The following is a 16,595-nucleotide window of genomic DNA, read 5'->3' as shown; positions in this document are numbered from 1 at the left end:
CCACAGCCATCGATCGCCGCCGCACGCGACGGCGCATGGGGAGATCAACTCCCCGGCAGTCGACTCGTGCGGGCGCGGTCGAAAAACTCCAGCGAAATCAACTGGGTCTAGCCGATCTGGTCCAGTCCGGTTTGGAATATCCTAGAGAGGACACTGCTCCGTGCTCCGTCGAGCCTCGTCCACATCACTCGGCGCGGCTAAGATCGTGAATGACCGGTCGAAGGTCGCTTGCGGTTAGCTCCAAAGTAGCCAGTGTGATAGGCAGCTTGAAACGCCGTGGCCCGGCGCTTCCAGGATTCAGATAAAGCACACCGTCAATCGTTTGGACCAGCGGTCGGTGCGAGTGGCCGGAAACGACCACGTCAACTCCGCAAACTGCTGGATCGATCTGCAGTTGCTGAAGGTCGTGCACAATATAGAAGGACCGCTCCCCGAGCCGTACCACCTGAGTGTCGGGATAAAGTTTCGCCCAGTCGCTGGTATCGATGTTTCCTCTAATCGCAGTGACAGGCGCAATCCGACGGAGTTTGACGAGAACGTCCACGCGACCAATATCGCCAGCGTGGATGATATGCGCCACCCCGGCAAGCTCTTGCTCCGCCTCGGGCCGCAGGAGCCCGTGGGTGTCCGAGATGATTCCAATTCTCAGCACTGCGCAGTATCCCTCCATGCGCGCCCGAACGGCGTGCATTGGCCGTCGCAAGATTTTTCTTGATCTCCCGGTGCGCACGTCGTGCACACGCTACCTTCTAACCAATTGAAAAACCTAAACCCTCCCTCCAATCCATCATGGACGCGACGGAGAATTTCCAGTCTAAATCATTCATCTCATGAAGCAATATCCGGGCCCTCTACCAGCACCCAAGATGTAGTCAGCGTGCAATCGCGCTTCTTCGGGTCCTTGTCTTCATCTTGCCGAACCGGCGCTATTTTTCTCGCGTTCATCGGCTGCTGATCTAAAGTGGTTACGAAGTCGTTTTCCAGAGGAGCAACTCGCGGTGACTAACATCTTGGCAACGAAAGACTGGCCTATCGATCCCCGGTCGAACTGGGCTGCGCTTTCCCAAGCCGAACGCGACGCTGCCTATGACAACAATGCGGCGGTAAAGAACAGCGCAGCGCTGATCGCCGAAAGAAACCAGATGTCCGAAACGCTGCGCGCCAGCCGCAAGTCCTTTCTTGATGTGCCCTATGGTGACCGCGAAAGGACAAAGATCGATCTTTATCCGACCACCGACAAGACAGCACCCTGCCTGGTTTTCTTGCATGGCGGTTACTGGCAGCGCAATTCGCGCGAAGTCTTTGCCATGCTGGTCGAAGGCGTCGCAGCCCATGGCTGGTCGGTTGCCATTCCCGGATATTCGCTGGCGCCCGACGTTTCGTTGACGGACATCGTAGCGGAGATATCCCAGTCGCTCGATTGGTTGGCCAAAAACGGAGAGGCGCACGACATCTCCGGGCCCGTCGTGCTTTCGGGCTGGTCGGCTGGCGCCCATCTCGTCGCAATGGCACTTGATCACCCGCGCGTCGCCGCAGGATTCGCGATTTCCGGTGTGTACGATCTTGGGCCCATCCGCGATACCGGCCTTAACAATGCGCTGAAGCTAACCAGCGCGGAAGTCGCGGCATTATCGCCGCTTCGCCTGCCCGCCGTCCACAAGCGCCTCGACATCGCCTATGGGACGGCCGAACTACCGGCGCTGATTTTCGATTCAATCAAGCTTCATGAAATGCGCATCGCCGCTGGCGGGCCGGGCAAGCTCTTCCCGATCGAAGGCGCGGACCATTTCAGCATCCTCGCAGAACTGCGACGCCCCGACGGCGCGCTTGTCGATATCGCCCGCAAGCTCGTCCTATAGCCCTTGCCTAGATTATTGGCGTCTTGATCGCGCCTGCGTCCATCCAGACCTGGTCGTCCCTGATCTGGACCGGGTATACCCGCAACGGCCGGCTCGGCCAGCCGTAGGAAATCCGGCCATTACGGAGATCGAACGAAGCCGCGTGACGGGGACAGAACAAGCGCCCTCCCGACAAGTGTCCGAGACTGAGGTCGGCCTGTTCGTGCGGACACATCCGTTCGCAGGCGACCGCGCGTCCTTCGCTCCAGACCGGGATCAAATCGACGCCGGTCACGCGGACACAGACGATCGTTTCCGAAATCAGCCGGCCGAACCCGCAGACTGGCATCCATTGCCCGTCGCCTGACAATGCCGCCGTTTCGGGCCGTTCATCCGCCAAGATAGGCCTTTCGCACGTGCTCGTTCTCGATCATATCGGCGCCAGGTCCGGACAGAACGACGCGGCCGCCTTCCAGCAGGTAGGCGTGGTCGCACATCTCGAGCGCCGCAAACGCGTTCTGCTCCACCAGCAGGACCGTCGTTCCGGCATCGCGGATGCCGCGGATGATCGCAAAAGTCCGCTCGACGATGTTGGGCGCGAGCCCAAGGGAAGGCTCGTCGAACATGATCAGGCGTGGACGTGACATCAGCGCCCGGCCGATCGCCAGCATCTGCTGCTCCCCGCCTGACAAGGTGCCGGCGGCTTGTCGCTTGCGGTCGGCCAGGCGCGGAAATTCGGCATAGATCCGATCGCGGTCCGCCGCGATTTCGGCAGCACTGTTGCGCAGATAGGCCCCCATGTCGAGATTTTCCTCGACCGTCATGTGCGGAAATACCCGCCGTCCTTCCGGACAATGCGCGATCCCGCTCGCCACCACGCGCGGCGGCTTGGCGCCCGCGATGTCCTTGCCCTCGAACAGAATCGAACCCGAGCGCGGCGCAACGAGCCCGGAGATCGCACGCAGCGTGGTGCTCTTGCCGGCGCCGTTGGCGCCGATCAGGGCGACGAGTTGACCGGCCTTGACCTCCAGCGAAATGCCTCGCAGCGCGGTGACCCCGCCATAGCCGCACACCATGTCGAGAATCTCAAGCACGTGTCGCTCCCTGCCCGAGATAGGCCTCGATGACGGCCGGATCGTTCCGGATCACGTCCGGCGGACCTTCGGCGATGATACGGCCGTAGTTCAGCACCACGATTCTATCAGAGACGCTCATCACCATCGGCATATCGTGCTCGACCAGCAGGATGGTGGCGCCGTGATCCCTGATACTGCGGACCAACTGCACGAATGTATCGGTTTCCGAGGCATTCATGCCGGAGACCGGCTCATCGAGCAGCAGCATCGAGGGCTCGGCGGCCAGCGCCAACGCCACGCCGACAAGCCGCTGCTCGCCATAAGACAGCGACCCTGCCCTGATAGCCGATAGCGAACGGTTCTCCGACGACGCGGTATTTTCCCGGTTCCTGTCGCTGGGCGTAGGGCAGCGTCTCGCTGCCCTGCACGGCGGCATCGATGCGACCTTGCTTGAGCTGGTTGCGGACATCGATGCTGTTTTCGCCCGGAACATATTGCACGGCGGGGTTTCCGCTGGCTTCGCAGTTCTGCTTGCTCCACTTCTCGATCTCGATCGGGAAACTGGTGCTTCGCGTCGTTCCGACCTTCTTGCCACAGAGATCGATGGCTGACTTCACCGCGCTGTCAGCCAGAACGAAGAACTGCGGGCCTGTAGTCAGGTAGTCGACGAAATCAGCCGTCTCGCGGCGTGAACTCCGATCCGAAATGCCGCTGATGATGAAATCGGCGCGCTTGGTCTGTAACGAGGGGATCAGTTCGGCGAACGGCGTTTCGCTCCATATGATCTTCACATTCAGCCGTTTCGCGAGCTCGTTGGCGAGATCGATGTCGAGCCCAACGAACTGGTTGGTCGAGGGATCGCGATACTCCATCGGCGCGTAGGTCGAATTGACCGTGAGCCGCAATGGGCCGCCTGCTTGATCGCATCAGGCAGTTCGACGGCGTTCGCCGTCGCAACAGCAGTCAGCGCAGCAAGACCGGCGGAGCTCGAGATGCGTTTCATATCAGCTCCCTCGTTGGCGCCGCGACCGGCTGCCTGACGTCCGGCTCGACGACACCGGCGCGCTCCGTGATGACAGCATATTGCTCCGGCCGCCGATGGGCGGCGAAATTGAACATCTTGTCCTTGCCTTGGCGGCAGAGATCGAGGTCGAGGTCGGCGACAAGAACTTCATCCGCGAGCGTCTGCGCTTCGGCGACTATTCGGCCATCAGGGTCCACGATGCAGGAGCCGCCGATCAGTCCGGAGCCGTCCTCGTCGCCCGCCTTGGCGACCGCGATTGCCCAGGTCGCGTTCATGTAGGCATTGGCTTGAGTTACGAGCGTCGAATGAAAGGTGCGAAGCACAGCGTCTTCCGTAACCCCGCCGTTTGGATCGTAAGCCGCAGAATTGTAGCCGACGCAGACCAGTTCGACGCCCTGCAGGCCCAGAACCCGCCATGCTTCCGGCCAGCGGCGATCGTTACAGATCATCATGCCCACGATGGCGTGGCACCAGCCGGGTCCCGCCCGAAAAGCGGGAAATCCCAAATTGCCATATTCAAAATATCGCTTTTCAAGCTGCTGGTAGCGCGCGCCGGCACGCACCTCGACCGAGCCGGGCAAGTGCACCTTGCGATAGCGACCGAGAACTTCGCCGTCGCTGTCGACGAGGATCGAACAGTTGTACCGCCGCCCTTCCGAAGTCAGTTCGGCGTAACCGACATAGAAGCCGACACCAAGCGTCCGCGCGCGATCGAACAACGGCTGCACCGCCGGATTCGGCATGCCGTGCTCGTAATATTGATCGAGCGCCCCGCCCTCGATTAGCCATCGCGGGAAGAAAGTCGTGAATGCCAACTCGGGAAACACCACCAGCTTCGCGCCAAGCGCGGCAGCCTGATCGAGGAGCTTTAACATCCGATCGAGCGTGCGCTCTCGCGTATCAGCCTTTTGCGTCGGCCCCATCTGAGCGGCGGCGGCGCGAAGAACACGGACCAACATTGCCTCCAATCTATGCGGATTGCTGCCTCATTAGGCGGATGATCTCAACCGAACTGCGCGCAACAACGCACGCTATTACGCAAACACACGACGCCAATGGCAATCACTCGTGCTATGATATTTTCGCCCAGACTATAATCGGCAGTTATTATGAACTTGCGCCAACTCGAGATCCTGCGTGCAGTCATTCGCCACCGGACGACAGTCGCGGCAGCGGATGATCTGGCATTGTCGCAGCCGGCGATCAGCAACGCGCTGAAAGCCATGGAAGCGCAAGCGGGGTTCGCGTTGTTCGAGCGTGTCAACAACCGCCTGTTCCCAACCACCGAGGCGATGGCGCTGTACAAGGAAAGCGAGGCGATCTTCGCGCTGCATGCAAAACTCGAGAACCGCGTGCGTGACTTAAGGGAGTCTCGCTCGGGGCATCTCTCGATCGTGGCGACGCCGCCCGTCGCCTACAGCATCATTCCACCCGCTATGTCAGGATTCCTGCACCGTCGCCCGCAGACGCGGATGTTCTTCGATGTCCGGCGCTACGAAGGAATCATCGAGGGCGTGCTGAGCAGGGTTGCGGAACTGGGCTTCGCCCTCGGTCTGTCGCCCCACCCGGGCATTGCGCACGAGGTGGTTCACTCGGGCGAAATGGTCTGCGTCTTGCCACCGAAACATCCGCTTGCCGAACGGCCGGTCATTTCCGCCGCCGACCTCGTCGGCTTACCCTTCATCGGGCTGGAGCGCGGCACGCGTTTGGGCGAAGCCGTGCGCGAGAGTTTCGCGCAAGCCGGCGCACCGTTTCAGCCGACCGTCGAGGTGCGATACTGCAACACGGCCTGCGTGCTCGCGGTCGCCGGGGTGGGCGCTGCGGTCGTCGACCCGTTTTCGCCGAGCCAAGGCGGCAGCCACGATCTCATCGTCCGGCCTTTTGCGCCCAAAACACACGCGGTGGCCTACATGCTATGGTCGGAAGCAGAACCGCTATCACGTCTGGCCAAGGCATTTCTGGACGAAGTCCGGCAGGCGAGCCTGCTTTTGGGCCGGGAAGGTTCCTGACTGTGTCCACGAGGTCCGCGCCAGCGAAGCCGACCTCACTGAAATCGGGCGGCATATGGCCGGACATTGATGGTGAGGCCCCATGGTCGATGTTTCAACGCTGAGTCCCCCGGAACTCGATGAGCATTTCCTGCGGCTGTCATTCGCGGTTGCCCGCCGCGCCATCAGCCACGGCAACCACCCCTTCGGGGCGGTTCTGGTCGATCAGGGCCGTAACGTCCTGATCGAGACCGAGAATGGTTACATGCCGTCGCATGACGGCACCGCGCATGCCGAACGGCTACTGGCAACGCAGGCCTGTACCACAGTCGCGCCTGATATCCTGGGCAACGCCCACGCTCTACTCGTCGGCCGAACCTTGCGCGATGTGCGCTGGCGCGATCTACTGGGCAGGCATCGGCCGCGTCGTCTACGGCTTGAGCGAACTTCGGCTGCGCCGTCTGACAGGCAACCACCCGGAAAATCCGACCCTCGATCTTCCCTGCCGTGAAGTATTCGGCAGCGGCCAGCGCGCGACCGAGGTGGTTGGGCCATTGCTGGAAGACGAGGCCGCCGCGGTGCATGACGGCGTCTGGGACAAGTAGCCGCGCTCGGGCAGCAATTCTGCAACATGTGGATCGGCGCTATCGCTGGGAGCGCGACGGGCGTCTGCTCCCGCGAAGCAATCCGGAATCGCGCGTCGCCCGTTTGCCGAAGAGTTATGCCGGGGCTGACGCGTTTTCCCCACTTACGCGCGGGTCCAAACTAGCCCAATATCGAGGCATCCTTTCCTCTTATGCGTGACGACGAATGCAGGACTCTACGACTGACTCGCAGCACACCGACGCTAAACCTCTGCTTCAGGCAGTTGGTTTGACCAAGCGCTACGGTGACTTCCCGGCGAACGACCGAATCGACATCGATATCTGGCCGCAACAGATCCACGCCCTGCTCGGCGAGAACGGCGCGGGAAAATCCACCCTGGTGAAGATCATCTACGGATTGATCCGGCCGACCGGTGGCGAAATGCGCTGGCAAGGCGAGGCCATGGTTCTCTCCGGACCATCGGAAGCGCGCGTGCGCGGCATCGGCATGGTGTTCCAGCATTTCTCGCTGTTCGACAATCTCACCGTCGCCGAAAATGTTGCGTTGGGTCTCGACGGCAGGGAATCCTTCAAGGACATGTCGGCGCGCCTTGAGGAAGTATCCCGTGTTTACGGGCTTCCGCTCGATCCCAAGCGCGAGGTCTGGCAATTGTCGGTTGGCGAGCGTCAGCGCATCGAAATCGTTCGAGCACTGATGCAGTATCCGAAATTCCTGATCCTCGATGAGCCGACCGCGGTACTGACTCCGCAGGAGGCCGACCAGCTCTTCACTGTGCTCGAGCGCCTCAAAGCCGAGGGCCGCGCCATCCTCTACATCAGCCACAAGCTCGAAGAGGTGAAGCGGCTATGCGACACCGCCACGATCCTGCGCGGCGGCAAGAAGATCTCGACCTGCAATCCCAGGATGGAAACCGCGGCTTCGCTCGCCCGCATGATGGTTGGCGGCGAGATCAAGGAAGTGAAGCCGGCTGCCAACCGCAAGATCACGGTGCCGCGCCTCGTGGTCAACGACCTCAGCCTCGAGCCCGACGATCCGCACGGCATCCAGCTCCAGCACATCTCCTTCGAACTCAAAGGTGGTGAAATCCTGGGCATCGCCGGCGTCGCCGGCAATGGTCAGGACGAGCTTTTCGCCGCCCTGTCAGGGGAACGGCTGGCGCAGGACCCCGGCACAGTTGTGATCGACGGAACTGCCGCCGGTCACCTTTCGATCACGCGGCGGCGCCGGCTCGGCGCGGCGTTCGTGCCCGAAGAGCGGCTCGGTCATGGCACAGCGCCACGCATGAAATTGTCCGAGAATGCATTGCTGACCGGGCATGCCGCGAGCAACATGGTTCATCATGGTTTTGTGAAAACCGCCGCAATGCTCCGAACCGTTGATCGCACCACTGAGGCCTTCGACGTGCGCAAGGCCAAGCGCGATCCGGAAGCTGCCACTCTCTCGGGCGGCAATTTGCAAAAATTCATCGTCGGCCGGGAAATCCTGCGTAATCCTGCCGTGCTCGTCGTGAATCAACCGACCTGGGGCGTCGACGCGGGCGCCACCGCCGTAATTCGGCAGGCGCTGCTCGACCTCGCCGCCAGCGGCGCCGCCGTTCTGGTCACGAGCCAGGACCTCGACGAACTCGCCGAAATCACCGACCGCATCGCCGTGATGTTCCATGGCCGTTTGTCGGAGCCGGTGGCCACCCACGATGCCAGCCGCGAGGAACTCGGCTTGTTGATGGGCGGAAGCAGTATCGAGCAAAAGGACGCGGCGCATGCAACTGGTGCTTGAAAAGCGCGCCGAACGATCAAACACGATCGCGCTGGTTTCGCCGTTGATCGCCATTGGCCTCACGCTCGCGACCATGAGCATCCTCTTTGCGATCCTTGGAAAGAATCCGATCTCCGCGCTCGGCGTTTACTTCATCGATCCGCTCACGGACGGATATTCGCTGCAAGAGATCGCGGTGAAGGCGACTCCGCTGGTGATGATCGCGATCGGCCTCTCACTCTGCTATCTCGCCAATGCCTGGAACATCGGCGCCGAAGGCCAATTCCTGATCGGCGCCGTCGCCGGAAGCTGGCTTGCGGTGAAGACGCACGGCACCGACGCCGGCCATTGGGTGCTGCCGGCGATGCTCCTGCTCGGCGCAGCAGGCGGCGCGCTTTATGCGCTGATCCCGGCGATCTGCAAGGTCAGGTTCGGCGCCAGCGAGATCCTGACCAGCCTGATGCTGGTTTATGTCGCCGACCTCCTTCTCGATTATCTCGTGCGCGGTCCGTGGCGGGATCCCGCTGGCTTCAACTTTCCAACCACCGCCGAATTCGATCCGGTCGCGACGGTGCCGGTCCTGATTGAGGGCGGCCGCCTGCACCTCGGCGCGGTCATCGCGCTCATTGTCGTGGCGGCCGGCATGGTGCTGCTCGGGAAAACCATCAAGGGCTTCGAAATCCGCGTCATCGGCGCCGCCCCGCGCGCCGCGCGTTTCGGCGGTTTCAAGTCCAACCAGTTGGTCCTTCTGACCTTCGCGATGTCAGGCGCGCTGGCAGGTTTGGCCGGAATTATCGAGGTGGCCGGTCCAGTCGGAAATCTCCGGCCCGGCATCTCGCCCGGCTACGGCTTCACCGCGATCATCGTCGCGTTTCTGGGGCGACTGAACCCAGTTGGAATACTAATTGCAGGCCTTTTCCTCGCACTCACCTTCATTGGCGGCGAGCAGGCCCAGATCGCAATGAAAATCCCGCTTGACGTAACCAAGGTATTTCAGGGGATTCTGCTGTTCTACGTGCTCGCCTGCGACTCCCTCATTCTGTATCGGTTCCGATTGATTTTGCCTGCGCCAAAGGTGTCCCGTGGGGCTGCTTGAAGCAATCATCCTTGCCGTGCTCGCGGCATCGACGCCGCTGCTGATCGCCGCCACCGGCGAACTGGTGACGGAGCGGGCCGGCGTCCTCAATCTCGGCGTTGAGGGCATGATGATCGTGGGAGCGGCGTGCGGGTTCGGCGGCGCCTGGCTCACCGGCTCAACCATGATTGGCGCCCTTTGCGGGATCGCCGCCGGCACGTTGCTCTCGCTGATCTTCGCGATGATGGCGTTGGGCCTGGCGGTCAACCAGGTGGCGACGGGTCTCGCGCTGACGATCCTTGGCGTCGGGCTGTCCGGCCTGATTGGCGCCCGTTTCGTCGGCGAACGGATAACGACGGCTCCGCATCTTCACATCCCGGGCCTCACCGACATTCCACTGGTCGGGCGGATTCTGTTCGGCGAGGACGCATTCGTCTATTTCTCACTGGCGCTGGTTGTCGGCGTCTGGCTGTTCCTGTACCGGACGCGGGCCGGATTGGTACTGCGGGCCGTCGGCGACAATCATGTTTCGGCGCATGCGCTGGGATATCCGGTGCTTCGGATACGGATGCTGGCCGTTATGTTCGGCGGCGCATGCGCGGGGCTGGCTGGCGCGTATCTTCCCCTCGCCTACACGCCGTTCTTCATCCCGGGCATGACGGCCGGCCGCGGCTGGATAGCGCTCGCGTTGGTCGTGTTTTCGTCATGGCGACCGGCCCGTCTCATGATCGGCGCGTACCTGTTCGGCGCCGTCACCATCCTGCAGCTTCACGCGCAGGGCTGGGGTGTCGGCATTCCATCGCAATTCATGTCGGCATTGCCGTATCTGGCGACGATCATCGTCCTGGTTCTGATTTCGCGGGCGCGAACCGGGGGCTCGACTGCACCCGCCTCCCTGGGCACGATTTTCGTGCCCGACCGATAGACATATCCGAAGCGCGCGCGACGGGGCGTGCGCGCTTCGGGAGTAACTGGCCACCCCTTACTAACCGGAGAAACCCATGAGAAAAATTCTCATCGCGACCACGGCGGTAATGCTCGCCGCCAGCGCAAGCATGGTCGGTGCTTCCGCCGCCGAGAAGCTCAAAGTCGGCTTCATCTATCTCGGTCCGGTCGGCGATCTAGGCTGGACCTACCAGCACGATTTGGGCCGCCTGGCCATGGTCAAGGAATTCGGCGACAAGGTCGAAACGACCTATCTGGAAAATGTCAGCGAGGGCCCGGACTCGGAACGTTCGATCGAGCAGCTGGCGCGCGCCGGCAACAAGCTGATCTTCACCACGTCATTCGGTTACATGGACCCGACGCTGAAGGTCGCCAGGAAATATCCCAACGTGCATTTCGAGCACGCGACCGGCTACAAGCGCGACAAGAACGTGTCGACCTATTCCGGCCGGTTCTATGAGGGCCGCTATATCCAGGGCATCATCGCCGCCAAGATGTCGAAGGCCGGCGTGCTCGGCTACATCGCTTCGTTCCCGATCCCGGAGGTCATCTCGGGCATCAACGCCACGATGCTGGGCGCGCAAACGATCAACCCCAACATCAAGGTCAAGATCATCTGGGCGAACACCTGGTTCGATCCCGGCAAGGAAGCCGACGCGGCCAAGGCGCTGCTGGATCAGGGCGCCGACATCGTCATGCAGCACACCGACAGCCCGGCACCGATGCAGATCGCGTCGGAACGCGGCAAGCTGGCGTTCGGCCAGGATTCCGAGATGATCAAGTTCGGACCGAAGTCGCAGCTCACCTCGATCATGAACAATTGGGGACCCTATTATATCGCGCGGGTCAGGGCCGAACTCGACGGCACCTGGAAGTCGGAAGACTACTGGGGCGGCCTGAAGACGAAAATGGTCGTTATGGCGCCCTACACCAACATGCCTGACGACGTGAAGAAGCTCGCGATGGAAACCGAAGCCGCTATCACGGAAGGCAAGCTGCACGCTTTCAAGTGTCCGGTGATCGCACAGGACGGCAAGGAGGTGGAGTGCAAAGGCGGCACTCACCTCGATGACGGCCAGATCCTGGGCATGAACTTCTACGTGAAGGGCATCGACGACAAGATTCCCGGCAAGTAAGGCAGGAAAGCCGGCAGACAGAAGGGCCCGGCGGCGCAACGCCGGTCCCTCATCCCGCGTGCATCGCGCGCGCCGCGGCGCTGTGGCGACGGATCAGATCGGGCACATCAAGTCCCGGGACGGTGCCGTCGACCACCACCCAGTTTCCGCCGACCATGACCCGATCGGCGCGATGCGCGCCGCAGAGAACCAGCGCGGCCAAGGGATCGCCATGGCCGGAGAAGCGCAATTCATCGAGCTTGAACAGCGCGAGATCGGCGGCTTTCCCAACTGCGATCTCGCCGAGCTCGGGACGGCCGACGCAGGCCGCCGATCCCTTGGTGGCCCAGCGCAACGCGTCCTTGTGGCTGACGCGCTCGACGCCGTAGCGCGCCCGCTGCAGCAGGAACGCGGCGCGGACTTCCTGCATCAGGTTGGACTCGTCATTCGATGCCGAACCGTCGACGCCGAGGCCAATCGAAACCCCCGCCTCCTCCATCTCGCAGACCGGACAACAGCCGGATGCCAGGATCTGATTGCTGCAGGCGCAATGGCTGATGGCCGCCTTAGCCAGACCCAGCCGTTTCATCTCGTCCGGATTGAAGAAGATGCCGTGCGCCAGCCAAGTCCGCGCACTGAGCCAGCCACATTGCTCGAGATAGTCCAGCGGACGGCAGCCATGCATCTGCTCGCAGAATTTGTTCTCGTCCTCGGTTTCGGCGAGATGCGTATGCAGGCGAACGTCGAACCTGTCCGCCAGTGCCGCGGTTGCACGCATCAATGAGGTCGTTACCGAGAACGGCGAGCATGGCGCCAGCGCGATCTGCACCATCGCATCCTCGCCGCGCTGGTGATGCTTTGTCACCACGCGTTCACTGTCGGCCAAAATTGTATCTTCGTCCTGCACTACGCTGTCCGGCGGCAGGCCGCCGTCCCGCTGCGACCGGTTCATCGAGCCGCGCGTCAGCAGCACGCGGATGCCCAACCGCCGGGCGGCGGCGACTTCGATATCGATGGCGTCCTCGAGCCCGGCCGGAAAGACGTAATGATGATCGGTGGTGGTGGTGCATCCCGACAGCAGCAATTCGGACATCGCCACGGTGGCGCCGAGGTGAAGGAATTCCGGTGTCAGCCGCGCCCAGACCGGATATAGCGCCTGCAACCAGGGGAACAGTCCGCGATTGAGCGCCGCCGGCAGCGCCCGGGTCAACGTCTGGTAAAAATGATGATGGGTATTGATCAGGCCCGGCAGCACGACGTGCGCGCCCGCGTCAAAAGCGGAAATATTGGTCGTTGCCGGTTCCCGGCCGCGCGGCACCAACTCGACGATCCTGCCGCCGCGAACCACAATGCCGCGTTCGGCGCCCTCGGCCAGAATGGCGAGAGGGTCCCTGATCCAGCTCGCCCGCGCTTGGTCCATGATCCCACCCTCTTCCAACGGAGCGCCTTAGCAAACGCCCGCTTCTACACTGCAAAGTCCGTCCCAATGGCATTGGCAATTGGCGCTGGTCTTGCAAGACTTCATAATCGGAGATGCATCCTCTTGAAAGCGTTAGCGTATCCATGGACCTGAACACCATTACCGCGGTTGCGCATCCTAAGAGGCGGGATCAATTGCCCGTTTGGACGGCAGGCGACGCTTGGCTTGCGGGCGGAACCTGGCTGTTCTCCGAACCGCAGGCCCATCTGCGCCGGCTGATCGATCTCACCGACCTAAAATGGCCGGCGCTGACCGTCAGCGAGGCCGGGCTGTCGATCTCGGCGACCTGCACAGTCGCACAGCTCGATGCGTTGGCCTGCCCACCGGAGTGGGTCGCCTCACCCCTCGTCAGCCAATGCTGCCGGGCGTTTGTCGCCTCCTTCAAGATCTGGAAGACTGCGACTGTCGGCGGCAATATCTGCATGTCGCTGCCGGCGGGGCCCATGATCGCGCTGACATCGGCGCTCGACGGCGTCTGCACGATCTGGCTGGCTGACGGTGGCGAACGCAGGATTGCGGTGGCCGATTTCGTCACCGGCGACGGGCGCAATTTGCTCGGGCCCGGCGATCTGCTGCGACAGATCGATATCCCGCTCGCGGCGTTGAGGCGGCGTTCGGCACTTCGCCAGATATCGCTGACGCCGGTTGGCCGGTCGGCGGCGTTGCTGATCGGCAGTGTCAGCAACGAGGGCGCGTTGGCGCTGACGGTCACGGCGTCCACCGCCAGACCCGTCCCGCTTTCCTTTGACCGGATTCCGACAGCGGAAGAGCTGCGCAACAAGATCCTGCAACGCATCCCCGACGACCTCTACCATGCCGACGTTCACGGCAAGCCCGAGTGGCGCAAGCACATGACCCTGCGGCTAGCCGAAGAGATCCGCCGCGAATTGCAGGCATTGCCATGAGTTTCGAGATCAATGGCAAGTCGTTCTCGCAATCCCCGCGGCTCGGACAGTGTCTGCGGACGTTCTTGCGCGAGCTCGGTCATTTCGGCGTCAAGAAGGGCTGCGATGCCGGCGACTGCGGCGCCTGCACCGTGCTGCTCGACGGCGAGCCCGTGCATAGCTGCCTGATCCCAGCCTTCCGTGCCGATGGCCATGCAATCACGACCATCGAGGGCCTTGCGCCGGAAGGTCACGTTCATCCCATGCAGCAAGCATTTCTCGACGCGCAGGGCTTTCAGTGCGGGTTCTGCACCGCGGGCATGATCCTGACCTGCGCATCGCTAAACCAGGCGCAGCGTCAGGATCTCGGTGCTTCGCTGAAAGGAAACATCTGCCGCTGCACCGGCTATCGGCCGATCGAGGATGCGCTCAACGGTAAGATCAATATCGAAGACGCCGCCGCAGGTCACGCATTTGGCCGCAGCCTTCCCGCGCCCGCCGGCCCGCAGATCGTACGCGGCGCGGCGCGCTATACCTTCGACACGCAGATTGAAGGCCTGCTGCACATCAAGATGCTCCGCTCGCCACATCCGCACGCGAAAATCATCTCGATCGACGCGAGCGCGGCGCTCTCCATCCCCGGCGTCCATACGGTGCTGACCTTCGAGGACGCTCCGGATCGCCTGTTCTCTACCGCGCGGCACGAGTGGGACTGGATGGACCCGGACGATACCCGCGTGCTCGACAATGTCGTCCGCTTCATCGGCCAGAAGGTCGCGGCTGTCATCGCCGACACCGAGACCGCCGCCGAGGAAGGATGTCGGCGCTTGAGGGTCGCCTATGAGATCCTGCCCGCGGTAGTCGATCCCGTTGCGGCGATTGCGCCGGGTGCGCCGGTGCTCCATGGCGACAAGACAGCAGAGCATCGCGTCACCAACGCCCAACGCAATATCGTTGCGGAAACCCATGGAGAATTCGGCGATGTCGCCAAAGCGCTGGCAGAGGCGGCGGTCACTTACGAAGGCACGTTTACCACCCAGCGGGTCCAGCACGCCGCGCTCGAAACCCACGGCGGCCTTGCCTGGATCGATGCCGATGGTGTCCTCACCGTTCGCTCGAGCACGCAGGTGCCGTTCCTGACGCGGCGCACGCTGGCGGACCTCTTCAATCTGCCGTCCGACAAGGTCCGGGTGTTTTGCGAACGCGTCGGCGGAGGCTTTGGCGGCAAGCAGGAAATGTTCGTCGAGGACATTCTGGCGCTGGCTGCGCTCAAGACCGGACGGCCGGTCAAGTTCGAACTCACCCGCGAGGAACAGTTCACCTCGACTTCGACGCGCCATCCGATGCGCGTCACCGTCAAAGCGGGCGCCGACAAGGACGGCAAGCTGACGGCGCTGCAGCTCGACGTGCTTTCCAACACCGGGGCTTATGGCAATCATGCCGGCCCGGTGCTGTTTCATTCCGTCGCTGAGTCGCTGGGCGTCTATAACTGCCCGAACAAGAAGGTCGACGCCGTCGCCGCCTATACCAATACGGTTCCCTCCGGCGCTTTCCGTGGTTACGGCTTGCCGCAGGCTTTGATTGCGGTGGAAGCCGCGATCGACGAACTGGCAAAACAGCTCGGCATCAGTCCTTTCGACATGCGCCGTCGCAATGTGGTCAAACCCGGAGATCCCATGCTGTCGCCGCCGGGCTCGAAATATCACGATGTGATGTATGGCTCTTACGGCCTTGACCAATGCCTTGACCTGGTCGAGCGCGCGATGGCCGCGGAAACGCCGAAACCTGTGCTTCCCGCCGAATGGCTGACCGGTGATGGCATTGCGCTGACCATGATCGATACCGTGCCACCAGCCGGCCATTTCGCCGACTCGACAATGTCGCTGCGCGCAGACGGCGGCTTTGACCTCACGGTCGGAACAGCGGAATTCGGCAACGGCACCTCGACCGTGCATTTGCAGATCGCGGCCACTGCGTTGGCGACGACGCTCGAGCGTATTCACCTCCGACAATCCGACACCGCCCATGGCGGCCACGACACCGGCGCATACGGCAGCGCCGGTACCTTCGTCGCTGGGCGCGCCACGCAGGCGGCGGCCGAGGCGCTGGCCGACCAGCTGAAGAACTTCGCAGCATCCCTGATCGGCGAAAAGGCGGATGCGTGTTCGCTCGACGGTGACGCGACAGTCTGCGCTGGCCGCCGCACGTCCTACGCCGAGATAGCCGCTTCAGCCCAGGCGCTCGGCAAGACCTTCACAGCAGTCGGCAGCTCGGCGGGCACACCGCGGTCGGTCACCTTCAATGTCCAAGGCTTCCGTGTCGCAGTAAATAAAGCCACCGGAGAGATCAAAATTCTGAAAAGTGTGCATGCCGCCGATGCCGGCAGCGTCGCCAACCCGATGCAGTGCCGCGGACAGATCGAAGGCGGCGTCGCGCAATCGCTTGGGGCGACGCTTTATGAGGAAATGGTAATCGACGAAGGCGGCCGCGTCGTTAATCCCAGGTTCCGCGATTACCACTTGCCGTCCTTTGCCGACATTCCCCGCACCGAAGTGCTGTTTGCGGACACGTCGGACGCGCTGGGACCAATGGGCGCGAAATCGATGAGCGAAAGCCCCTACAATCCGGTGGCAGCCGCACTCGGTAACGCCATTGCCAACGCCACCGGCATTCGCTTTGTCGACGTTCCGTTAAAGCCCGACCGGCTGCATCCGCTCCTGTACGAGAAGTATGGAAGCTAGCCCTCTATCCCGGTCCTACCGTGCATTCGACGATCGGCCACGATCAGTACCGGGAAGTTTGAGCTAGC

At 62.4% G+C, this 16,595-nt stretch carries 14 protein-coding genes and 2 pseudogenes; 9 read left to right on the top strand and 7 right to left on the bottom strand.

Features of this window, described 5'->3' with window-relative positions:
* Positions 1-184: 184 nt before the first annotated feature.
* A complete protein-coding gene (locus V1278_RS13645; protein ID WP_334381086.1) occupies positions 185-652 on the bottom strand; it encodes a metallophosphoesterase family protein in 468 nt (155 codons plus the stop codon).
* 346 nt (positions 653-998) lie between these two features.
* On the opposite strand from V1278_RS13645, the gene V1278_RS13640 reads away from it, so the two are divergent.
* The gene (locus V1278_RS13640) at positions 999-1,859 is read left to right on the top strand and encodes an alpha/beta hydrolase (protein ID WP_334381085.1); all 861 of its coding nucleotides are present in this window, start codon (positions 999-1,001) and stop codon (positions 1,857-1,859) included.
* Between the two features lie 7 nt (positions 1,860-1,866).
* Here the strand turns inward: V1278_RS13640 and V1278_RS13635 are convergent, their stop codons facing one another.
* The 5 genes and pseudogenes from V1278_RS13635 to V1278_RS13615 form a co-directional block, all read right to left on the bottom strand.
* Complete coding sequence (locus V1278_RS13635; protein ID WP_334381084.1) at positions 1,867-2,238, bottom strand: Rieske (2Fe-2S) protein; 372 nt, start codon at positions 2,236-2,238, stop codon at positions 1,867-1,869.
* Positions 2,228-2,932, bottom strand: coding sequence for an ABC transporter ATP-binding protein (locus tag V1278_RS13630; protein ID WP_334381083.1), 705 nt, complete (start codon positions 2,930-2,932; stop codon positions 2,228-2,230). Before V1278_RS13630 ends, V1278_RS13635 begins: the two co-directional genes overlap by 11 nt.
* Positions 2,925-3,509 (bottom strand): AAA family ATPase, encoded by a 585-nt coding sequence (locus V1278_RS36945; RefSeq protein WP_442893766.1) that lies wholly within the window; start codon positions 3,507-3,509, stop codon positions 2,925-2,927. The genes V1278_RS13630 and V1278_RS36945 overlap by 8 nt, the downstream gene beginning before the upstream one ends.
* Before the next feature lie 82 nt (positions 3,510-3,591).
* Positions 3,592-3,786 (bottom strand): annotated as a pseudogene (locus tag V1278_RS36940) (transporter substrate-binding domain-containing protein); the annotation flags it as partial.
* A gap of 127 nt (positions 3,787-3,913) precedes the next feature.
* A complete protein-coding gene (locus tag V1278_RS13615) occupies positions 3,914-4,897 on the bottom strand; it encodes an N-carbamoyl-D-amino-acid hydrolase (RefSeq protein ID WP_334381082.1) in 984 nt (327 codons plus the stop codon).
* A 150-nt stretch (positions 4,898-5,047) separates the two neighbouring features.
* Here V1278_RS13615 and V1278_RS13610 point away from each other — a divergent pair, with 150 nt between their 5' ends.
* The 6 genes and pseudogenes from V1278_RS13610 (at position 5,048) to V1278_RS13585 (ending at position 11,443) form a co-directional block, all read left to right on the top strand.
* Positions 5,048-5,947 carry a LysR family transcriptional regulator gene (locus V1278_RS13610; RefSeq protein WP_334364147.1) on the top strand — a complete coding sequence of 300 codons (900 nt, stop codon included), beginning with the start codon at positions 5,048-5,050 and terminating at the stop codon, positions 5,945-5,947.
* Between the two features lie 82 nt (positions 5,948-6,029).
* A pseudogene (locus tag V1278_RS13605) lies at positions 6,030-6,531 on the top strand (nucleoside deaminase).
* Between the two features lie 205 nt (positions 6,532-6,736).
* Positions 6,737-8,308: an ABC transporter ATP-binding protein gene (locus V1278_RS13600; RefSeq protein ID WP_334381081.1), complete on the top strand. Its 1,572-nt coding sequence runs from the start codon at positions 6,737-6,739 to the stop codon at positions 8,306-8,308.
* The gene (locus V1278_RS13595) at positions 8,292-9,383 is read left to right on the top strand and encodes an ABC transporter permease (protein ID WP_334381080.1); all 1,092 of its coding nucleotides are present in this window, start codon (positions 8,292-8,294) and stop codon (positions 9,381-9,383) included. Before V1278_RS13600 ends, V1278_RS13595 begins: the two co-directional genes overlap by 17 nt.
* Positions 9,370-10,287 (top strand): ABC transporter permease, encoded by a 918-nt coding sequence (locus V1278_RS13590; RefSeq protein ID WP_334381079.1) that lies wholly within the window; start codon positions 9,370-9,372, stop codon positions 10,285-10,287. Before V1278_RS13595 ends, V1278_RS13590 begins: the two co-directional genes overlap by 14 nt.
* Positions 10,288-10,363: 76 nt before the next feature.
* Positions 10,364-11,443: a BMP family ABC transporter substrate-binding protein gene (locus V1278_RS13585; RefSeq protein ID WP_334364152.1), complete on the top strand. Its 1,080-nt coding sequence runs from the start codon at positions 10,364-10,366 to the stop codon at positions 11,441-11,443.
* Positions 11,444-11,492: 49 nt separating this feature from the next.
* On the opposite strand, the gene V1278_RS13580 is transcribed toward V1278_RS13585, so the two are convergent.
* A complete protein-coding gene (locus V1278_RS13580; RefSeq protein ID WP_334381078.1) occupies positions 11,493-12,842 on the bottom strand; it encodes an 8-oxoguanine deaminase in 1,350 nt (449 codons plus the stop codon).
* 143 nt (positions 12,843-12,985) lie between these two features.
* Here V1278_RS13580 and V1278_RS13575 point away from each other — a divergent pair, with 143 nt between their 5' ends.
* Entirely contained in the window at positions 12,986-13,807 is an 822-nt protein-coding gene (locus tag V1278_RS13575) for an FAD binding domain-containing protein (protein WP_334381077.1), read from the top strand.
* On the top strand, positions 13,804-16,527 hold the full coding sequence (locus V1278_RS13570) for a molybdopterin-dependent oxidoreductase (RefSeq protein WP_334381076.1): 2,724 nt from the start codon (positions 13,804-13,806) through the stop codon (positions 16,525-16,527). The genes V1278_RS13575 and V1278_RS13570 overlap by 4 nt, the downstream gene beginning before the upstream one ends.
* Positions 16,528-16,595 lie beyond the last annotated feature (68 nt).

Source organism: Bradyrhizobium sp. AZCC 1577 (genome assembly GCF_036924575.1).
Lineage (GTDB): Bacteria > Pseudomonadota > Alphaproteobacteria > Rhizobiales > Xanthobacteraceae > Bradyrhizobium.
The sequence above is the reverse complement of the archived record's forward strand: the minus strand, read 5'-3'. Positions and strand labels throughout refer to the sequence as shown.

Coding starts and splice junctions, on each gene's coding strand:
- V1278_RS13575 (WP_334381077.1), top strand. CDS start 12,986: ATGGACCTGAACACCATTACCGCGGTTGCGCATCCTAAGAGGCGGGAT.
- V1278_RS13595 (WP_334381080.1), top strand. CDS start 8,292: ATGCAACTGGTGCTTGAAAAGCGCGCCGAACGATCAAACACGATCGCG.
- V1278_RS13580 (WP_334381078.1), bottom strand. CDS start 12,842: ATGGACCAAGCGCGGGCGAGCTGGATCAGGGACCCTCTCGCCATTCTG.
- V1278_RS13610 (WP_334364147.1), top strand. CDS start 5,048: ATGAACTTGCGCCAACTCGAGATCCTGCGTGCAGTCATTCGCCACCGG.
- V1278_RS13600 (WP_334381081.1), top strand. CDS start 6,737: ATGCAGGACTCTACGACTGACTCGCAGCACACCGACGCTAAACCTCTG.
- V1278_RS13570 (WP_334381076.1), top strand. CDS start 13,804: ATGAGTTTCGAGATCAATGGCAAGTCGTTCTCGCAATCCCCGCGGCTC.
- V1278_RS13585 (WP_334364152.1), top strand. CDS start 10,364: ATGAGAAAAATTCTCATCGCGACCACGGCGGTAATGCTCGCCGCCAGC.
- V1278_RS13615 (WP_334381082.1), bottom strand. CDS start 4,897: ATGTTGGTCCGTGTTCTTCGCGCCGCCGCCGCTCAGATGGGGCCGACG.